Below are 18,074 nucleotides of genomic sequence, written 5' to 3'. Positions count from 1 at the left end.
AGGATTCAACATGTCGACTCTTTGCCAACCCCACGTACTGTTCCCGCAACACAAGATCACCCAGCAGCAGATGATCGAGCACCTGGAGAACCTCCACGGTGACCACCCGCGCATGGCCCTGGCCAAGCGCATGATCCTCAACACCGAGGTCAACGAGCGCCACCTCGTGCTGCCCATCGACGAGCTGGCCATCCACACCGGCTTCACCCACCGCAGCATCGTCTACGAGCGTGCCGCCCGCGAGATGTCCTCCGCTGCCGCCCGCCAGGCGTTGGACAACGCCGGCCTCAAGCCCGAGGACGTGCGCATGGTCATCGTCACCTCCTGCACCGGCTTCATGATGCCGTCGCTCACCGCCCACCTGATCAACGACCTCGGCCTGCCGAACTCCACCATCCAGCTGCCCATCGCCCAGCTCGGCTGCGTGGCCGGCGCCGCCGCCATCAACCGCGCCCACGACTTCGCCACCCTGAAGGCCGACAACCACGTGCTGATCGTCTCCCTGGAGTTCTCCTCGCTGTGCTACCAGCCGGACGACACCAAGCTGCACTCCTTCATCTCCGCGGCGCTGTTCGGTGATGCCGTCTCCGCCTGCGTGCTGCGTGCCGACGACGAGGCCAAGGGCTTCCGCATCAAGGCCACCGACTCGTTCTTCCTGCCCAAGAGCGAGCACTTCATCAAGTACGACGTGAAGGACACCGGCTTCCACTTCACCCTCGACAAGGCCGTGATGAACTCCATCAAGGACGTCGCCCCGGTGATCGAGCGCCTCAACCAGGCCGGCTACCAGCAGAACTGCGCGCAGAACGACTTCTTCATCTTCCACACCGGCGGCCGCAAGATCCTCGACGAACTGGTCCGCCACCTGGACCTGCCGTCCGAGCGCGTCTCGCTCTCGCGCACCAGCCTCTCCGAGGCCGGCAACATCGCCAGCGTGGTGGTCTTCGACGTCCTGCGCCGGCAGTTCGACAGCTCCCCCAAACCCGGCAGCAAAGGCCTGCTCGCCGCGTTCGGGCCGGGCTTCACCGCCGAAATGGCACTCGGTGAATGGGCAGCCTGAGTACCCTCGGGCGCGGTGGCGCGGGGTAACCCGCGCCACCCTTTTCGGCTCCTTAGAAGAGGAGGGCTGGCCATGCGCGAGCAGGCAAGCGACACGGGCTGGGATGCCCGCTACGAAACACGCATGGTGATCCTGCTGTCGCTGAGCTTCGGCCTGGTGGGGCTGGATCGCTTCATCATCCTGCCGCTGTTCCCGCTGATCATGCGCGACCTGCAGCTGGACTATCAGGACCTCGGCAACATCTCCGCGGCCCTGGCCCTCACCTGGGGCGTCTCCGCCCTGGGCATGGGCTGCCTCGTGGAGCGGCTCGGCGCCAAGCGCGTGCTGGTCGTCTCCGTGCTCGCCTTCTCGCTGCTTTCGGGGCTCTCCGCCCTGGCCGGCGGCGTGCTCGGGCTCATCCTCCTGCGCGGCCTCATGGGCTTCTCGGAGGGCGCGTTCACGCCCACCAGCATCAGCGTCACCACCCAGGTCTCGCACCCCCGGCGCACCGGGTTCAACATCGGCGTGCAGCAGGCCGTGTTCCCCATCCTCGGGCTTGGCCTCGGGCCGCTGATCGCCGCCGGCCTGCTGGCCTGGCTCGGCTCCTGGCGCTGGGTGTTCATCAGCGTGTCCATCCCCGGGTTCATCCTCGCCTGGTGGCTGCAGCGCACCTACCGCCCCGTCCCCGCACCCGTCCAGGCCGGGCAGGAGCGGCCCTGGCGCCTTTGGCTCGCGGCCCTCGGCAGCGGCAACGTGCGGCGCAACATCGGCATCATGTTCTGCATCCTCACCTGCCAGTTCGTGCTCTGCGCGCTGCTGCCCAGCTACCTCACCGACCACCTCGGGCTGTCGCTGGAGGCGATGGCGCTGGTGATCTCGGCGATCGGCTTCGGCGGCTTCGTCGGCCAACTGATCATCCCCGGCCTGTCCGACCGCTTCGGGCGCAAGCCGGTGGTGCTGCTCTCGTTCTGCGCCAGCGCTGCGCTGGTCGCCACGCTGATCGTCACCCCCGCCGAGCCCTGGTTGCTGTTCCTGGTGCTGTTCTTCATCACCTTCTTCAACTTCAGCCTCATCTGCCTCACCGTCGGCCCACTCACGGGCGAGTCGGTGGCGCCGCACCTGCTCACGGCGGCCACCGGCATCGTCATCGGCTTCGGCGAAATCCTCGGTGGCGGCCTGGCGCCGATCCTCGCCGGCTACCTCGCCACCCAACACGGGTTGCCATCGATCCTCTACCTGGCCCTGGCCGGCAGCCTCGCCGGCCTGTGCCTGGCGCTCGGGCTCAAGGAAGGCCGCGCACAGGAACCCCGCGAAGCCACACCGCCGGCCAACGCCGCACTGCTTATTAGGGAGTAATTGAAATGGGCGACTACCTGAAAGTCCTCGACATCGAACACAGCGGCGGGCCGCGCATCGGCCTGCTGGGCGACGACCCCGCGCACACGGTGCGGGTGCACGGCGAAAGCAGCGGCCTCTACCAGACCCTGCAGGACTGCGCCCGCCGCCATCAGGACCACCTGGCGCACCTGCGCCACCTGCCGGGCCCAACGCACACGCTGCCCGCCCTGCGCCAGGAAACCCGCCTGCGCCCGCCCGCCATGCCCGACAACCCGCTGCTCACCCACGTCAGCGGCCTGCCGCTGGGCGCGCGGGACGACGCCGGCTGGTTCTACAAGGGCAACGGCCGCGTCCTGCGCATCGACCGCGACGACCTCGAAGTGCCGTACCACGTCCAGGCCATCGCGGCGGACGCCTGCCTGGTCTCCATCTACCTGGTGGGCTCGCGTGGCCAGTTGCTCCACGTCGGCGTCACCCTCGGCCACGACCTGCACGACCCGCTGCAGGGCCAATCCGCCCGCGCCCACCTGCTCGAATGCGCCGTGGCCTCGGAACTGCTGCTGGGCGAACTGGACGAACCGCTGCACCTGCGCCAACGCATCGAACGCAATGGCACCTGCTTCAGCGAAACCCACCTGCGCCTCGACCCGCAGGCCTGGCGCGCCTCGCGGGAAGCCGGCGAAGCCCTGCTGGAACAACACCCGCAATTCCTCCAGCCGGGCATGGTCCACTACCTCTTCAGCCGCCTCGACAGCGAAATCGTCGCCACCCACCTGCAACACGGCGACTGCCTGGAACTGAGCTGCCCCATGCTCGACATGCGCCTCGAAAACCGCATCGTCGAAGAGGAACTGCGCCACCTGCTGCCGCTCTCATCGCGCCGCCGCGCGGGGCAGGGCAGGGCGGCCTGAGTCAGCAAGGTGGGCCGGGTGGCGTTCCGCTTCAGCCCACCAACTTGCCCAGCGAGCGCAACACAGAAAAGCGCCGCATTCCCATGCGGCGCTTTTCATCTGGATGTGCTCACGAGTCATCAGGCCCGAGCCAAGAGCCCGCCAGGAGGAGCGCCGTAGGGTGGGCTTCAGCCCACCGTTCTTGCACGGCACAGGCAACAACGAAAACGCCGCACCTTCACTAGAAGAACCGCTTCCAACTCGGCCCATCACTCAATGCCGGGTCATCATGCGCCGCCATGAAACGCGGCAGGTCCCGCCGCGCGATCCACAGCTCCCCCTGCCAACGCAGAGCGCCGACACGCTGGTTCGCCCAGGTCATCAGGATGCGTCGCGGGCTGGCATCGACCTCGCGGTGACAGTCGTACAGCGCAGGGATCACCTCATCGCTGAGCCACTGGCTCAACGCGCAATGCTCCGGATGCCCGAAGCGATACAGCGCCCGGTAAAGCCCGGCCTCGCTGATTAACTCCAGTTCCTCACAATGACCGCTGGCAAAGCGCAGCGTGGCGAAACGGTGCTGGTGGGGATACAGGCGCTTGGTCAGCCGATAGGGGCGGACAGCGGCGATCATCAGGGCGAAATCGATGGCGACGAACCAGGGGCGGTTGTCGATCATCACTGCGCGAAGTTGATGACAATGGCGTTGAAAGGTGATGGGTATGGATGCGTCATGCATGGTGCAGCTCCAACGTAAGGTCAGGTAGCTGTCGCCATTCGCTGTCAATCGAAGGGTGACAGGGCACGCGGGGTTGACAGACCGGTACGTTGGAACCGGCAGGCCACGAGGACCTCCCCGCGCGACCTGCCATAAAGCAGAGCAGTTATGAAAACTGCATGCGTGCTGATGCCTGCAAAAAACATTCGCCGTTTTTCGCATGCACCCTGCGGCGCAATCGCGCCAACGTATGCGGGCTGTCAAACCCGACCACGGGATCTACCGTGGCGAGGGGAGGATAGGGATGGGAAGGGTTTAGGGCAAGGGGAAGAGTGCATAGCGTGTAAATAGAAGTTCGCAATGCGCCTCATAATTAGCGGTTGTAAACAGCATAGTAGGACTTAATCGCTCCTGATTTCGTAGACACTTCCAAGCCTCATAATTGGGCACCGTTAGGAGGCGCCAGGAGGTAATAATCCACTCCGATCAGGGCGACCAGTTCAGTAGCTCGGACTAGCAGAGTTTCCTCAAAGCCAACAACTTGATCAGTAGCATGAATCGACGCGGCAACTGTCACAACGTTTCACGTATTTTATTCAAGCGGCTCAATGCTCGGGACAATTTGCCTCAACTCCTTCTCCAGGCTTTCAATGATTTGCTCTATATTTTTCTGGCATGCAGCTCTCCTTGTGCCTCTACTTTCTTTTGCACTAATGGAGTAATAGCGATTTTCAATTTCTTTTTCCTGCTTTAGTTCCCCATCAGCTAAAAAGCTTATTAGATTCCCATCGTAGAATGGCATCGGCTCACTACTGCCATCAATATAAGCAAGAGATTTGAGTGGATAGAGATCCATTACTTCAATAAAACGCTTGTCAAATGTTAAGAGAGATGGAAAGAAATATCTGGCGCGAGAGTCAAGAGTTATCGTCATGTTTTGCTCAAGCTGTCTGAGATGCCAAAGATCCCAAGCCATTCCATCAAGAATTTCCAATATGTCTTTTTTATTTTTCTGTATTTTTCCAAAAAATCTAAATTTTTGGCCTTTCGTAAAATACTCTTTAGCAACGACTATCTCCCTTGCCCCCATACTGCCGAGTGACTGATCGCAAAAGTCGAGAAAGCAACGGGTTTTGAGAAATGGCGTGCCAAGCTCATTTCTTAGATTTATAACAGTCATTTTTAAAAGCTGGCAATACATAAATCTATGGCGTGAAGATAGCGAATCCATGAAATCGTCATCATCGAGATTCATATACATTCTAGCCATGCTCTCTTGCGCTCTCTTTTCAATCTCTCCCTCTGTCGCCTTAGAATGGACTTCTCCTCTTGCGGCAAGCACTTCAGTATCTATATCTCGAAGGATTTCATAGAATTTCATCTTCTTGAATATTTTTTGTGCTTTCTCAGGGTTGCTGAGGTTTTTCATATTCTCAAGCGTGTAGGGCAGGGGGTCTACATAAACGTTATCTGCAGCAATGAACCTGAAAACCTCTTCAAAGTCTTTTGGAAGTTTTGATGTGTTCCCCCCTATATAAGGCTCAAGATAACTAAGGGCCTGAGTATCCAAGGAGATCGAATAATCAATTGGAAAAATAGCTTTCCCTGAATCCATTTCTTCAATGGTCTGTTCATCTAGGAGCAGCACCTTTGGAGTGTGGAATAGACTGCGAACTACCGCGCCTGCTGAAAACTCGCGATTTATGGAGAGCCCGGGAGCTACTCCATGCTTTGCTGCAAATACGAATTTACAATTTGGTAGTACTCCTTTAAACATTCGATACAAATAAAGAGCCTCTTGCGTGGAATTGGAGCTTGCAATCAGTTGAATAATTTTTTCTTTCATTTGCCTGGTATCCATTGGATTTTGTTATCAATGCCCGGCTGAGATGCCTCAGCACACACAACACATAACGCTCGCAGAACTTAATTTATAAATTATTAGTATTCCAAAGCTCTGCTAGGGATGGTCTGAAGTAGCTCTAAATTTCTGTGTTGACTTCGGCTAGCGCCGACTTTGAAGACAGCAAACCGATCAAAACTGGTCAGGTTGCCCGCTCAACTCTCCGTTTTTGGCCATCACGATATTTCCTACATTACGAGCGCACCTCTCCTGCGCCAGTAGCAATTGTCGGCGTACCATCCATAGGTTCGACAGGGAAAGCCATGAGGCCCGCAGATCCGAGTGTTCGCTGACAGTGAGATCCCCTGTGTCTCAAAGAGCCATACGCGGCTATTAGAATCCCGGTTGTATGACCTGGTCGCGGTCGAGAGCGAGCGTTGTAAAGCGGATCAATCCTTGATGCATGACCTTCCTTGTCTTTTGAGTCGGTTGCCTAAGCGCTAAAGATTCGGGCCACCCGGAGTGGCGGAAGTGGCAAAAACCTGCTTGGAGGTTAAGAAGTCGTCGGCTGCGTGTCTATGTTCGGCAGGCCGACAAGAGCGCACTGGAGGAGGGAGTGGGCCATACCGCTAGCTAGTACTCGATTCGATAACTACGCCCATCCAATCAGGGGCATTTTCATTTAATGTCCTCGCATCCCCAGCCCCTCATCAGGCCCCCCATCGTGTTCAAAAAACTCAAAGGCATTCTCGGCATCCAGCCCAAACCCGCTGGTGAAAACAGCTATGGCGAGCATCTCCGTGGCGGGGCGGACGAAACCTGGCCTGAGGCACTGAACCGTTTCGAGCCGTTCTGCCGGAGCCTGCATGCGTTCTACGACGAGGAAGGGGAGACTTATGAGCTGTACTTCGACGAGTACTTCCAGGACGGCACGCTGTTCGAGTGGTCGGGCGCTGTATCCGACGAGGACCTGCTGAGCGCCGAGACGCAGCATGCGTTCGCGATGCCGGAGGAGCTGAAGGCGCTGTTCAGGAAGCGCTTCGCCATCTACGACGTCATTGCGGATCGCGGCCGCTGGGGCGACCGTCGCATCCTCGAGATCTACGGGCGTTCAACCTCGACCTCCTACCCGTGCCTGCATGCGTTCTGCCCGGCGATCGCCTGGAACTTCGGCGAGTACTTCGCCAGGGAAGAGTTGACGGAAGAACAGATCGCGCACCTGAGCGCCAACTACTTCTGCTTCGGGCGCTGGTCGGACGATGACCACTACTGCACCTATCTCCTGGTGGACCGCCACGGCAACTACGGGCGGTTCCGCTTCCACACCGAAGACTACCCCGGCACCCTGCAGCGGCTCGAACCACTGCTGAACGGCCAACCCCTCGACATGACGCTGGATGCGCTGATGGTGTGGGCGATCAACAACTCGATGGAATACCTGCTCGAACGCAACGACATGCCCAGCCCGTATGGGAAAGAGGCTTGAGGCACTCATGCGGGTGCTGCGAGGAGGTTACTGCGCTGTGCCAAGAGGGGATGCAGCAATATGACCGTAGCGATCATTGAGTTCAGGAAAATGATCGGTGTCAGCCAACGTTATCTTGAAGGCGCTAGCACGTTGCCTGAGTTGTACAGCGTGGCGAAGGCCACGGTGCATGCAACCCATTTCTGGGGGCAGTCGCAAGCCCTGATGGATGTAGCCATGGAGTGGGAACATCGGATCAATCGATCCTGGGGTGGGGATGAACACATCCCCGCCTGTCTTGATGCTCAGCTCTGTGAATGGATACGGCAAAGGCTTCACTCATCGGGTTTCTAGTCGAACGCCGCTGAAGCAGGCACTCATGCAAGCACCTGCCTCGGCTGTCACTCACACCACAAAGAACCCATGCGTCCCATCCCGCCCCAACTGCTCCACCAACCCGAACTCCCAATCCAGGTACGCCTGCATGGCCTCGCGCGGGTTGTCGGTGCCTTCGTAGGGGCGGCGGTAGCGGTCGATGCGCGGTGACAGCAGGCCGCTTTCACCGGCTTCCACCGGCAGGCCGGCGTCGGCCCAGGCGGTGTTGCCGCCGTCGAGCAGGAAGGCGGGTTTGCCGGTGATGGCGGCCACTTCGTCCACGGCGAAGCGGGCCAGCAGGCCGCTGCCGCAGGTGAGGACGTAGCGCTCGGCTTTGGGGCCTGCGGCGAGGGCTTCGCGCAGTTGGGCGCGCAGCACCCAGCGGGCGCCGGGGATGTGGCGTTTGACGTGGTTGGCGCTGGCAGTGAAGTCCAGCACCGACGTGTCGCCATGCTCCAGCCAGGTGGCCAGGGTCTGGGGGGCGATGGCTTCGACCTGGGGCAGGGCGGGCAGGGTGGGGCGCCAGGCGCCGCTCTCGCTGAAGTCCGCTGCCGTGAGTCCATCGAGCACATGCACCTCCCAACCCAGTTGCGCCAGCCAGGAGCCGGTCATGTTGGCGCGGGTGCCGTCGTCGTCGGCGAGGACGATGCGCGCGCCGCGCACGCTGGCGTAGTGGTCGGTCTCCTGCACCAGCTGGCCGCCGGCGACCCAGCGGGCGCCGGGCAGGTGGCCGGCGCGGTATTCCTCTTCGGTGCGCACGTCGAACAGGTAGGTGGTGCGGCCGGCCTCGGCGCGCCATGCGCTTAGCTGCGCGAGGCCGGCGCGGTGTACGCCGGCCTTGTCGGCCACGGCGCGGGCTGCCTGTGCGGCCTGTTCGCGGGTGTGCTGGCCGACCTCGGCGAAGCGCCGTTGCTGGCCGTGCTCCAGCGTCTGCCCGGCCAGGGTCCAGCCGATGGTGCCGTTGCGCAGGGCGGCCACCGGGTTTGGGATGCCGGCGTTCACCAGGGATTGGGTGCCGATGATGCTGCGGGTGCGCCCGGCACAGTTGACGATCACACGGGTGCTCGGGGCCGGCGCCAGTTCGCGTACGCGCAGCACCAGTTCGGCGCCGGGCACGCTGATGGAGCCGGGGATGTTCATGGTCTGGTACTCGTCGAAGCGGCGGGCGTCGAGCACCACCACGTCGGCTTTGGCGTCCAGCAGCGCCTTCACTTCTTCGGCGGCGAGGGAGGGCGTGTGGCGCTGGCTTTCCACCAGTTCGCCGAAGGCCTTGCTGGGCACGTTGACGTCGCGGAACAGCTCGCCACCGGCCTCGCGCCAGCCGGCCAGGCCGCCTTCCAGTAGGGCCACGTCGCTGTAGCCGAGTTGCAGCAGGCGCTCGGCGGCGCGTTCGGCCAGGCCTTCGCCGTCGTCGTAGAGGGTCACGGCGGTGTCGCGGCGGGGCACGCGGTCGAGCACTTCCAGTTCGAGCTTGGACAGCGGGATATTGGCGGCGAACAGGGGGTGCGCCTCGGCGAAGGGGGCCTCCTCGCGCAGATCGATGAGGGCGACTTCCTCGTGGGCGAGGAGGGCGGAGCGGATGTCGGCAAAACGGCGAAGGGGGATGCGGCTCATGGCGCCAGGCTCTCTTTCGACAGGTCCCAGATATTGGGCAGGTGGAGGTTGGAATAACCGGAGATGAAGGGTTTCTCGACGCCGCCCTCGGCATAGACGGCGCGGCGCACCGCGCCGATGTTGGCGCCGTACACGTGGATGCTGATGGAGGTGCGGTTCTCGAAGGCATTGCGCACCTGGTGGATGTCGCCCACCCGGGGCGACACGGCGACCACATCGCCCGGTTGCAGGGATTCGGCCGCGCCGTCGGGCCGCAGGCTGCCGTCGGCGTTGCGGGCGAAGCCCTGGCTGAGTTCGGCGCCGCGCAGCATGCCGATCAGCCCCCAGGTGCGGTGGTCGTGCACCGGGGTGGACTGGCCGGGGCCCCAGACGAAGCTGACGATGGAGAAGGCCTGGCGTGAGTCCGCGTGCAGCAGGTACTGCTGGTAGCGCTCCGGGCTGGGCTGGGCGTAGGCGTCCGGCAGCCAGTCGTCGGTGCTCACCAGGTCGCGCAGCAGCGCGGCGCCCTGGTCGAGTATCCGTGGCTCGTCCGGTGCCTGGGCGAGGAGGTCGGCGAGGTCGACGATGAAGCCGCGTAGTCGTCCGAGGTTGGGCGTTTGAGACATGGTTCCCTCGATGTCCGTGAGTGCGCAGCGGTAACCGCTACCGTGCCGGGGCAAAAGATATTATTCTTCTTGCGTATTCTTCCAGCCATTTATTATGCGAATAAAGAATGAAGATAGATGATATCGATGCATTCGTGGCCGTCATCCGCAGCCAGTCGATCAGCCAGGCGGCGGAGTCCCTGCAGCTCACCCAGCCGGCCATCACCCGGCGCGTGCAGAACTTCGAGGAGGCCCTCGGCGTCAGCCTGCTGGACCGCAACACCAAGCCGCTGAAGCCCACGCCCATGGGCATGCGCGTGTACGAGCAATGCCGCGCGGTGCTGCGCGAGATGGACGCCCTGCGCGAACTGGTGCTGAGCGATTCCTCCCCCAGCGGCGTGCTGCGCCTGGGCGTGCCGCAGACGGTGGGCGACGTGGTGCTGCTGGACGCCCTCAGCCAGCTCAAGACCCTCTACCCGGACCTGCAGACCCAGGTCTCCACCGGCTGGGGCAGCCACCTGCTGGGCAAGATGGAGAACGGCGAGCTGGACGCCGTGGCGGCGCTGTTCCCGGCGGGCAAGGTGTTCCCCGAAGGCATCGTCGGGCGCTCCCTGGCGCGCATGGACCTGGTGGTGGTCGCGGCCAAGGGCGAGGTGCGCAAGCGCTCCTGCAAGCTCGCCGACTGCTACCAGCGCGGCTGGGTGCTGAACCCCGATGGCTGCGGCTTCCGCGCCGGCCTGCAACGCGCCCTGAGCGACGAGGGGCTGTCGCTGCGCATCAACCTGGAGACCTTCGGCACCGAGCTGCAGCTGGGGCTGATCGCCAATGGCCTGGGCTTCGGCCTGGTGCCGCGCCCGCTGCTGGAGAACAGCCGCCACCGCGAGCGCCTGGAGGTGGTGCCGGTGAGCGACTTCAAGCCGGTGATCGACCTGTGGCTGATCCACCCGCGCTTCCTCGGCAACCTGCAGGCGCCGGTGGCGCTGTTCGGCGAGACCGTGGCCCAGCGCGTGGCGCACCAGGCGGAGGAGGGGGCCGCGGCAGGCTCATAACCAAAGCATCTTGCATGTAACCGCATCTGTTAGATGCGCGATTTGTATATTAGATTAGAACCAGATCGAATTTCACTGCGGTTTTTTAGATGGATAGCATGTGGGTCAAGCCAGGCTGCAGCGGGCTCGATCCAACCTCCCGCCTGCGGCCCCCGACCATTGGAAAGGCCCCGAGCGAGGAGAAGGAATGTCCCGGCGAAGCAACGCCCTGGTGCCCCCGGGCACCGCACTGACGGCCCTGCTGGCGCCCCTGCGCTGGAAGGGCTGGAGCAACCTCGGCCTGCGCCTGGTCAGCCCGCTGGTGCTGCTCCTGCTCTGGGAGCTGGCCTCCCGCACGGGCCTGCTGCCGGCGCGCATCATCGCCGCGCCCAGCGCCATCGGCGACACCCTCTGGCAGATGATCGCCAGCGGCGAACTGGCCGGGCACCTCTGGGTGTCCCTCAAGCGCGCCCTCAGCGGCCTGGCCATAGGCGTGTCCATCGGCACGGTGCTGGCCCTGCTGGCCGGCCTGTCGCGCCGGGGCGAGCTGATCATCGACTCCCCGGTGCAGATGCTGCGCACGCTGCCGTTCCTGGCCATCGTGCCGCTGTTCATCCTCTGGTTCGGCGTGGGTGAGACGCCGAAGATCGCCCTGATCGCCCTCGGCACCACCTTCCCGGTCTACCTCACGCTGTTCTCCGGCATCCGTGGCGTCGACCCCAAGCTGGTGGAGGCCGGGCGCCTGTTCGGCCTCAGCCGCCTGGAGCTGGTGGTCCACGTCATCCTGCCCGGTGCCTTGCCGTCCTTCTTCGTCGGCCTGCGCTACGCCTTCGGCATCAGCTGGCTCGGCCTGGTGGTGGTGGAGCAGATCAACGCCAGCGCCGGCCTCGGCTACCTGGTCAACGACGCCCGCGATTTCATGCGCACCGACGTGATCGTCATCTGCCTCATCGTCTACAGCGTGCTGGGCCTGTCCATCGACGCCCTGGTGCGCCTGCTCGAACGCCTGGCCCTGGCCTGGCGCCCCACCTTCATAAGGAACTGACCATGGATGTTGCGCTGCAACGCCTGCGCCCACCGGTGCGCGTGCGCGGGCTGACCCGTCGCTTCGCCGGCCAGGCCGTGCTCGACGGCCTCGACCTGGAGTTGGGTGCCGGCGAATTCGTCGCCCTGCTGGGGCGCAGCGGCTCGGGCAAGACCACCCTGCTGCGCGCCCTGGCCGGGCTGGACGCGGTGGACGGCGGCACGCTGGAAGTGCCCGAGGCCCACGCGGCGGTGTTCCAGGAGCCCCGGCTGATGCCCTGGAAGCGCGCCTGGCGCAACGTCGCCCTCGGCCTGCGCGGCGCCAACCCGCAGACCCGCGCCCTGGCCGCCTTGCAGGAAGTGGGGCTGGGCCACCGCCTCGACGCCTGGCCCGGCACCCTGTCCGGCGGCGAGGCGCAGCGCGTGGCACTGGCCCGCGCCCTGGTGCGCGAGCCGGAGTTGCTGCTGCTGGACGAGCCCTTCGCCGCGCTGGACGCCCTGACCCGTATCCGCATGCACCAACTGATCATCGAGCTGTGGCGCACCCACCAGCCCTCGGTGCTGCTGGTCACCCACGACGTCGACGAGGCCGTGCTGCTGGCCGATCGCGTCGTCGTGCTGGAGGCCGGGCGCATCGCCGAGCAGATCCCCGTGCGCCTGCCGCGTCCACGGGAGGTGGCCAGCCGCGGCTTCCAGGAGCTGCGCCAGCACCTGCTCACCCTGCTCGGCGTCGAAGCGCCGGCCAGCCCCTTCGTCCACACCCTCGCACGGACCGCCCAACGATGAGCCTCGACCTGAAAACCGCCAAGGAGACGGCCCGCGTGCCCGACCTCGATTCCCCGGCCTTCGCCGACCTGCTGGCCCAGCTCAGCGACGAGTTCGCCGCCAGCGCCGCCCATTACGACCGCCACGGCGAATTCCCCCACGCCAACCTGCGCCGCCTGCACGAGCACGGCCTCATCGCCCTCACCGTGCCGCGTCGCCTCGGCGGCAGCGAGGCCAGCCTGGCCCAGGCGCGCCGGGTGATCGCCGCCGTGGCGCGGGGCGAGCCGTCCACCGCCCTGGTGCTGGTGATGCAATACCTGCAGCACGCGCGCCTGCAGGCCAACCAGGCCTGGCCCGAGCACCTGCGCCTGCGCCTGGCCCGCGAGGCGGTGGAAGAGGGCGCGCTGATCAACGCCCTGCGCGTGGAGCCGGACCTGGGCACCCCCGCCCGTGGCGGCCTGCCGGGCACCATCGCCCGGCGCGCGCCCGAGGGCTGGCGCATCAGCGGGCGGAAGATCTACTCCACCGGCATCCCCGGGCTCACCTGGCTTTCTGTGTGGGCGCGCAGCGACGAAACCGAGCCCCGCGTCGGCACCTGGCTGGTGCACCGCGACACGCCGGGCATCCGCATCGAGGAAACCTGGGACCACCTGGGCATGCGCGCCACCTGCAGCCACGACGTGGTCTTCGACGACGTCCTGGTGCCCGACGAATACGCCGTGGACATCCTCCCCGCCAGCCAGCCGCGCCCCTCGGAACTGGACTCCAGCGGCGTGCTCTGGCTCGCCGTGCTGCTCTCCAGCATCTACGACGGCGTCGCCCGCGCCGCCCGGGACTGGCTGGTGGGCTGGCTGGCCGAGCGCACGCCGGCCAACCTCGGCGCGCCGCTCTCCAGCCTGCCGCGCTTCCAGGAGCTGGTGGGGCGCATCGACGCGCTGCTGCTGTCCAACCGCGTGCTGCTCGATGCCGCCGCCGAAGGCCGCATCCCCGCCAGCGAGGCGACCCAGGTCAAGTACCTGGTCACCACCCAGGCCATCACCGCCGTGGAGCTGGGCGTGGAAGCCATCGGCAACCCGGCCCTGGCCCGGGGCAACCCACTGGAGCGGCACTACCGCGACGTGCTCTGCAGCCGCATCCACACCCCGCAGAACGACGCCGTGCTCGGCGCCGCCGGTCGCGCCGCGTTCGCCTTGCCCAGCCGGGGCGGGCAGGCATGAGCCGGGCGCGCATCGCCAGCCAGCTGGACGGCACCTTCAACGACCTGCTGCGCGCGCGCCTGCCGGGCGTGGAGGTGCTGGACCTGCCTCGTGGAGTACCCAGCACGCTGCCGACGGACATACAGGTGCTGCTCGCCGCGCCCCACGCCGATTGGCGCAACGCCGCCGAGCCGCCCGCCGGCTGGCCCTTCGGCCTGGGCTTCGTGCAACTGGTGAGCTCGGGGCTGGATTTCTTCCCGCCCTGGCTGTTCGACGGCCTGCCGGTGGCCAGCGCCCGGGGCGCCACCGCCAGCAGCATCGCCGAGTTCGCCCTGGCGGCCATCTTCGCCGCCGCCAAGCAACTGCCCGAGCTGTGGATCGACAGCGCCGACGCCTGGCGGCAACGCCCGCTGGCGTCCTTGGCCGGCAGCACCCTCGGCCTCTACGGCTTCGGCAGCATCGCCCGGGACCTGGCGCGCAAGGCCCTGGCGCTGGACATGCAGGTGCTCGCCCTGCGCCGTTCGCCCCAGCCCTTCGGCCTGGACGGCGTGCAGCGTGCCGGCAACATCCATGAACTCTTCGCCCGTGCCGATCACCTGGTGCTGGCCGCGCCCGCCACCGCCGAGACGCACCACGTGGTCAACCGCCAGACCCTGGCGTCGGCGCGCCCCGGCCTGCACCTGATCAACGTCGCGCGTGGCGCCCTGGTGGACCAGGCCGCGTTGCTCCAGGCCCTGGACGACGGGCGCCTGGCCCTGGCCAGCCTCGATGTCACCGACCCCGAGCCGCTGCCGGCCGGGCACCCGTTCTACAGCCATCCCCGTGTACGGCTGAGCCCCCACACCTCGGCCAACACGCCGCAGGTGTACCGCAACCTCGTCGCGCTGCTGGCGCGCAACCTCGAACGTTTCCACAGCGGGCAACCGCTGGAGAACCTGGTGCAGGCCGCACGTGGCTACTGAGCCCGCCGGCCCTTCAAGGAGAAACCGCATGACCGCCAGGCTGACCGGCCTCACCGGCACCCCGCAACCCACGGCCTACTCGCTGCCCCGCGACGGCCACACCGTATTCCGCTGGCAGGAGCCGCCGCAGCAGCCCACGGTCGAGGCCGAGCGCCTGCTGCGCAAGCAGCGCCTGGCCGGCTCCTTCCGCCTGTTCGCCCGGTACGGCTTCGACATGGGCGGCGCCGGGCACATCACCGTGCGCGACCCGGAGTTTCCCGACCACTTCTGGGTCAACCCGGTGGGCGTGTACTTCGGCCACATCCGCGTCTCCGACCTGCTGCTGGTCAACCCCCACGGCGAAATCGTCGAAGGGCAGGGCGCGCTCAACCTCGCCGCCTTCGCCATCCATGCCGCGCTGCACGAGGCCAGGCCGGACGTGGTCGCCGCCGCCCATGCCCATTCGCTCTATGGCAAGGCCTGGTCCAGCCTCGGGCGCCTGCTCGACCCGCTGACTCAGGACGCCTGCGCATTCCACGGCAAGCACGCGCTGTTCGACAACTTCACCGGCGTGGTGCTGGAAGCCAGCGAGGGCGCGCGCATCGCCGCCACCCTGGGGCCGAGCAACGTCGCGCTGATCCTGCAGAACCACGGCCTGCTCACCGTCGGCCGCACGGTGGAGGCGGCGGTGTGGCGCTTCATCGCCCTGGACAACGCCGCCCACGCCCAACTGCTGGCCGAAGCCGCCGGCACGCCCCGGCCCATTCCCCCGGCCGTGGCCGAACACACCGCGCGCCAGGTGGGCACCGAATTCGGCGGCTGGTTCAGCTTCCAGCCCTACTGGGACCGCCTGTTGCGCGACGAGCCCGACTTCCTCGACTGATTGCAAGGAGCCCCCATGAATCGCCGTCATTTCCTCCAGTATTCCGCCCTGGCCGGGCTCGCCTGCGCGTTGCCCACGGCCTTCGCCCGGGACTGGAACGGCATCGGCCTGAACGTGGCCACCTACAAGGGCGCGGCGCCCACCTTCTTCGACGAGGCGGGCATCGAGCGCCCGCCCTACGCGGTGAAGTACGCCGAATTCAACGGCGGCAACCTCGGATTCGAAGCGCTGATCAGCGGCACCCTGGACCTCGCGCCCATGAGCGAGATCCCGCCGATCTTCGGCATCAGGAACCAGGCGCCGGTGAAGCTCATCGCCGTGCTCACCGGCGACGTCAACAACCAGGCCTTCGTGGTGCCCAAGGGCTCGGCCATGCAGTCCCTGGCGGAGCTGCCGGGCAAGCGCGTGGGCTACATCCGCTCCACCTCCTCGCACTACATGCTGCTGCGTGCGCTCAAGGAGCAGGGCCTGACCCTGGCCGATATCCAGCCCTTCGCGCTGACGCCCCAGGACGGTTTCGCCGCCTTCCAGAACGGCAACCTGGATGTCTGGGTGACCTTCGGCTACTTCATCCAGCTGGCCGAACTGCGCAGCGGCGCGCGGGTGCTGCGCACGGGGCAGGGCTACCTCTCCGGCAACTACGTGATCGCCGCCAACCAGCGCGCCATCGCCGACCCGGACAAGCGCGCCGCCATCGAGGACTACGTCCAGCGCGAGTACCGCAGCTGGCAATGGGTGCAGCACAACCCCGAGGCCTGGGCGGCGAAGAGCGAGAAGATCCTCGGCATCCCCCGCGAGGTGTTCCTCGCCCAGTACAAGGCCCAGAGCGGGCCCCGCGTGCTGCAGGCGGTGGACGACGCCGCCGTGCGCTCCCAGCAGGCCGTGGCCGACACCTTCTTCGAGGCCGGTGTGCTGCCGCAGCGGCTGGACGTGGCGCCGTTGTGGGATCGGAGCTTCCGCTGGGGTTGAGCCGCTGCAATACGCCGGGTTTCACCCGACCTACAAACCGCCAAGGACCCGGCTCCATGCCCTTCAAACCCATCCTGATCGCCCTGGCACTGCTCACCGGCAGCGCCCAGGCTGCCGACGTCCCGCCCGCTATCCGCGCCCTCCACGAGCGGCTGCTGGTGCTCGACAGCCACCTCGACACCCCCATGCAACTGGCGCGGCCCGGCTGGGACATCAGCCAGCGCCACCGCTACGCCGACGACCTGTCCCAGGTCGACCTGCCGCGCATGCGCGAGGGCGGGCTGGATGGCGGCTTCTTCGCCGTGTTCACGCCCCAGGGCCCGCGCACGGCGGAGGGGCGCACCCTGGCCAGCGAACACGGCCTGGCGGTGATCACCCGCATCCGTGACATGGTCGCCGCGCGGCCCGATGAATTCGCCCTGGCCACCCGCGCGCAGGAGGTGCCCGGCATCGTCGCCTCGGGGCGCCGCGTGGTGCTGATCAGCATGGAGAACGCCGAGCCCCTGGCCGCCGACCCGGGCCGCCTGGCCACCTACCAGCGCCTGGGGCTGCGCATGCTCGGCCTGGTGCACGCGCAGAACAATTCATTCGCCGACTCGGCCACCGCGCTGCCGGAATGGCACGGTCTCAGCCCGGCGGGGCGCGAACTGGTGGGGGAGGCCAACCGGCTGGGCATTCTCATCGATGTGTCCCATGCCTCCGACGCGGTGTTCGACCAGGTGCTGGCGCTGTCCCGCGCGCCGGTGATCGCCTCCCACTCCGGCGCCCGCGCCATCGGCCCGCACCCGCGCAACCTCGACGACGCGCGGCTGCGCAGGCTCGCGGAAAAGGGCGGCGTGATACAGGTCAACAGCTTCCCCAGCGACCTGGTCCCCCGGCCGCCAAACCCCGAGCGGGACAAGGTCCTGGCGCCGCTCTATCGCGAGTTCCGCCTGGCCGCCAGCCTCTCCCCGGAGCAGGTGGCCGACCTCGCCCGGCGCATCCGCGAGGCCGACGCCCGCTACCCGCTTCCGCCCACGCGCCTGGACGACTTCATGGCACACCTGCTGCACATCCTCGACGTGGTCGGCCCGCAACACGTCGGCATCGGCGCCGACTGGGACGGTGGCGGCGGCGTGGAAGGCCTGCGCGACGTCAGCGACCTGCCACGCATCAGCGAACGCCTGCTCGCCGCCGGCTACAGCGAGCAGGACCTCGCTGCCATCTGGGGTGGAAATCTATTGCGAGTACTGGCCGCTGCCGAAGCTGCCGGAACTGCTCCGTAGGATGGGGCGGGCGGCATCTCCGTGAGGTACGAACGTCGCCGATGGGTTTCGCTGCGCTCTACGCCATCCTACGGACGCCCTCAAGGCGGCAGGTGACGAGACGGTAGCCCAGGCTTCAGCCCGTAGGTTGGTGCCGAG

At 65.8% G+C, this 18,074-nt stretch carries 17 protein-coding genes and 1 pseudogene; 14 read left to right on the top strand and 4 right to left on the bottom strand.

All coding sequences use genetic code 11. The annotated features are described in order from the left end of the window. Nucleotides 1-10: 10 nt before the first annotated feature. The 3 genes from PHLH3_RS15955 (at nucleotide 11) to PHLH3_RS15945 (ending at nucleotide 3,288) form a co-directional block, all read left to right on the top strand. Complete coding sequence (locus PHLH3_RS15955) at nucleotides 11-1,060, top strand: type III polyketide synthase (protein WP_044402893.1); 1,050 nt, start codon at nucleotides 11-13, stop codon at nucleotides 1,058-1,060. Nucleotides 1,061-1,132: 72 nt separating this feature from the next. Beyond that, the gene (locus PHLH3_RS15950; RefSeq protein ID WP_213624868.1) at nucleotides 1,133-2,395 is read left to right on the top strand and encodes an MFS transporter; all 1,263 of its coding nucleotides are present in this window, start codon (nucleotides 1,133-1,135) and stop codon (nucleotides 2,393-2,395) included. 5 nt (nucleotides 2,396-2,400) lie between these two features. Beyond that, complete coding sequence (locus PHLH3_RS15945) at nucleotides 2,401-3,288, top strand: fumarylacetoacetate hydrolase (RefSeq protein WP_164707348.1); 888 nt, start codon at nucleotides 2,401-2,403, stop codon at nucleotides 3,286-3,288. 220 nt (nucleotides 3,289-3,508) lie between these two features. Here the strand turns inward: PHLH3_RS15945 and PHLH3_RS15940 are convergent, their stop codons facing one another. Then, nucleotides 3,509-4,006 (bottom strand): Bro-N domain-containing protein, encoded by a 498-nt coding sequence (locus PHLH3_RS15940; protein ID WP_213624867.1) that lies wholly within the window; start codon nucleotides 4,004-4,006, stop codon nucleotides 3,509-3,511. A 433-nt stretch (nucleotides 4,007-4,439) separates the two neighbouring features. Between PHLH3_RS15940 and PHLH3_RS15935 the strand changes: the two are divergent. After that, a pseudogene (locus PHLH3_RS15935) lies at nucleotides 4,440-4,565 on the top strand (IS3 family transposase); the annotation flags it as partial. 12 nt (nucleotides 4,566-4,577) lie between these two features. Here the strand turns inward: PHLH3_RS15935 and PHLH3_RS15930 are convergent. Continuing rightward, the gene (locus PHLH3_RS15930) at nucleotides 4,578-5,831 is read right to left on the bottom strand and encodes a hypothetical protein (RefSeq protein WP_213624866.1); all 1,254 of its coding nucleotides are present in this window, start codon (nucleotides 5,829-5,831) and stop codon (nucleotides 4,578-4,580) included. A 721-nt stretch (nucleotides 5,832-6,552) separates the two neighbouring features. Here PHLH3_RS15930 and PHLH3_RS15925 point away from each other — a divergent pair. After that, nucleotides 6,553-7,314: a hypothetical protein gene (locus tag PHLH3_RS15925; protein ID WP_213624864.1), complete on the top strand. Its 762-nt coding sequence runs from the start codon at nucleotides 6,553-6,555 to the stop codon at nucleotides 7,312-7,314. Nucleotides 7,315-7,374: 60 nt separating this feature from the next. After that, the gene (locus PHLH3_RS15920) at nucleotides 7,375-7,647 is read left to right on the top strand and encodes a hypothetical protein (RefSeq protein ID WP_213624862.1); all 273 of its coding nucleotides are present in this window, start codon (nucleotides 7,375-7,377) and stop codon (nucleotides 7,645-7,647) included. A gap of 51 nt (nucleotides 7,648-7,698) precedes the next feature. Here the strand turns inward: PHLH3_RS15920 and PHLH3_RS15915 are convergent, their stop codons facing one another. Both PHLH3_RS15915 and PHLH3_RS15910 read right to left on the bottom strand, forming a co-directional pair. After that, on the bottom strand, nucleotides 7,699-9,282 hold the full coding sequence (locus PHLH3_RS15915) for a rhodanese-related sulfurtransferase (RefSeq protein ID WP_213624860.1): 1,584 nt from the start codon (nucleotides 9,280-9,282) through the stop codon (nucleotides 7,699-7,701). Then, nucleotides 9,279-9,887 (bottom strand): cysteine dioxygenase, encoded by a 609-nt coding sequence (locus PHLH3_RS15910; protein ID WP_044402870.1) that lies wholly within the window; start codon nucleotides 9,885-9,887, stop codon nucleotides 9,279-9,281. The genes PHLH3_RS15915 and PHLH3_RS15910 overlap by 4 nt, the downstream gene beginning before the upstream one ends. 107 nt (nucleotides 9,888-9,994) lie before the next feature. On the opposite strand from PHLH3_RS15910, the gene PHLH3_RS15905 reads away from it, so the two are divergent. From PHLH3_RS15905 to PHLH3_RS15870, 8 genes are all read left to right on the top strand, one after another. Beyond that, on the top strand, nucleotides 9,995-10,915 hold the full coding sequence (locus PHLH3_RS15905; RefSeq protein ID WP_172433670.1) for a LysR family transcriptional regulator: 921 nt from the start codon (nucleotides 9,995-9,997) through the stop codon (nucleotides 10,913-10,915). A gap of 187 nt (nucleotides 10,916-11,102) precedes the next feature. Continuing rightward, on the top strand, nucleotides 11,103-11,939 hold the full coding sequence (locus tag PHLH3_RS15900; RefSeq protein ID WP_213624858.1) for an ABC transporter permease subunit: 837 nt from the start codon (nucleotides 11,103-11,105) through the stop codon (nucleotides 11,937-11,939). Further along, nucleotides 11,936-12,703, top strand: a complete 768-nt coding sequence (locus PHLH3_RS15895; RefSeq protein ID WP_172435089.1) for an ABC transporter ATP-binding protein — start codon at nucleotides 11,936-11,938, stop codon at nucleotides 12,701-12,703. Before PHLH3_RS15900 ends, PHLH3_RS15895 begins: the two co-directional genes overlap by 4 nt. After that, nucleotides 12,700-13,899 (top strand): acyl-CoA dehydrogenase family protein, encoded by a 1,200-nt coding sequence (locus PHLH3_RS15890; protein WP_213624856.1) that lies wholly within the window; start codon nucleotides 12,700-12,702, stop codon nucleotides 13,897-13,899. The genes PHLH3_RS15895 and PHLH3_RS15890 overlap by 4 nt, the downstream gene beginning before the upstream one ends. Beyond that, complete coding sequence (locus tag PHLH3_RS15885) at nucleotides 13,896-14,840, top strand: D-isomer specific 2-hydroxyacid dehydrogenase family protein (protein WP_213624854.1); 945 nt, start codon at nucleotides 13,896-13,898, stop codon at nucleotides 14,838-14,840. The genes PHLH3_RS15890 and PHLH3_RS15885 overlap by 4 nt, the downstream gene beginning before the upstream one ends. A gap of 28 nt (nucleotides 14,841-14,868) precedes the next feature. Beyond that, nucleotides 14,869-15,702 carry a class II aldolase/adducin family protein gene (locus PHLH3_RS15880; RefSeq protein ID WP_213624852.1) on the top strand — a complete coding sequence of 278 codons (834 nt, stop codon included), beginning with the start codon at nucleotides 14,869-14,871 and terminating at the stop codon, nucleotides 15,700-15,702. A gap of 15 nt (nucleotides 15,703-15,717) precedes the next feature. Continuing rightward, entirely contained in the window at nucleotides 15,718-16,671 is a 954-nt protein-coding gene (locus PHLH3_RS15875) for an ABC transporter substrate-binding protein (RefSeq protein ID WP_213624850.1), read from the top strand. 56 nt (nucleotides 16,672-16,727) lie between these two features. Beyond that, nucleotides 16,728-17,936, top strand: a complete 1,209-nt coding sequence (locus tag PHLH3_RS15870; protein WP_213624848.1) for a dipeptidase — start codon at nucleotides 16,728-16,730, stop codon at nucleotides 17,934-17,936. The last annotated feature ends 138 nt before the right edge of the window (nucleotides 17,937-18,074 follow it).

Origin of the sequence: Pseudomonas sp. Pc102 (assembly GCF_018408275.1) — a bacterium.
In the GTDB taxonomy this organism is placed as follows: Bacteria; Pseudomonadota; Gammaproteobacteria; order Pseudomonadales; family Pseudomonadaceae; genus Metapseudomonas; species Metapseudomonas tohonis.
This window is presented reverse-complemented; position numbering and strand designations above follow the sequence as displayed.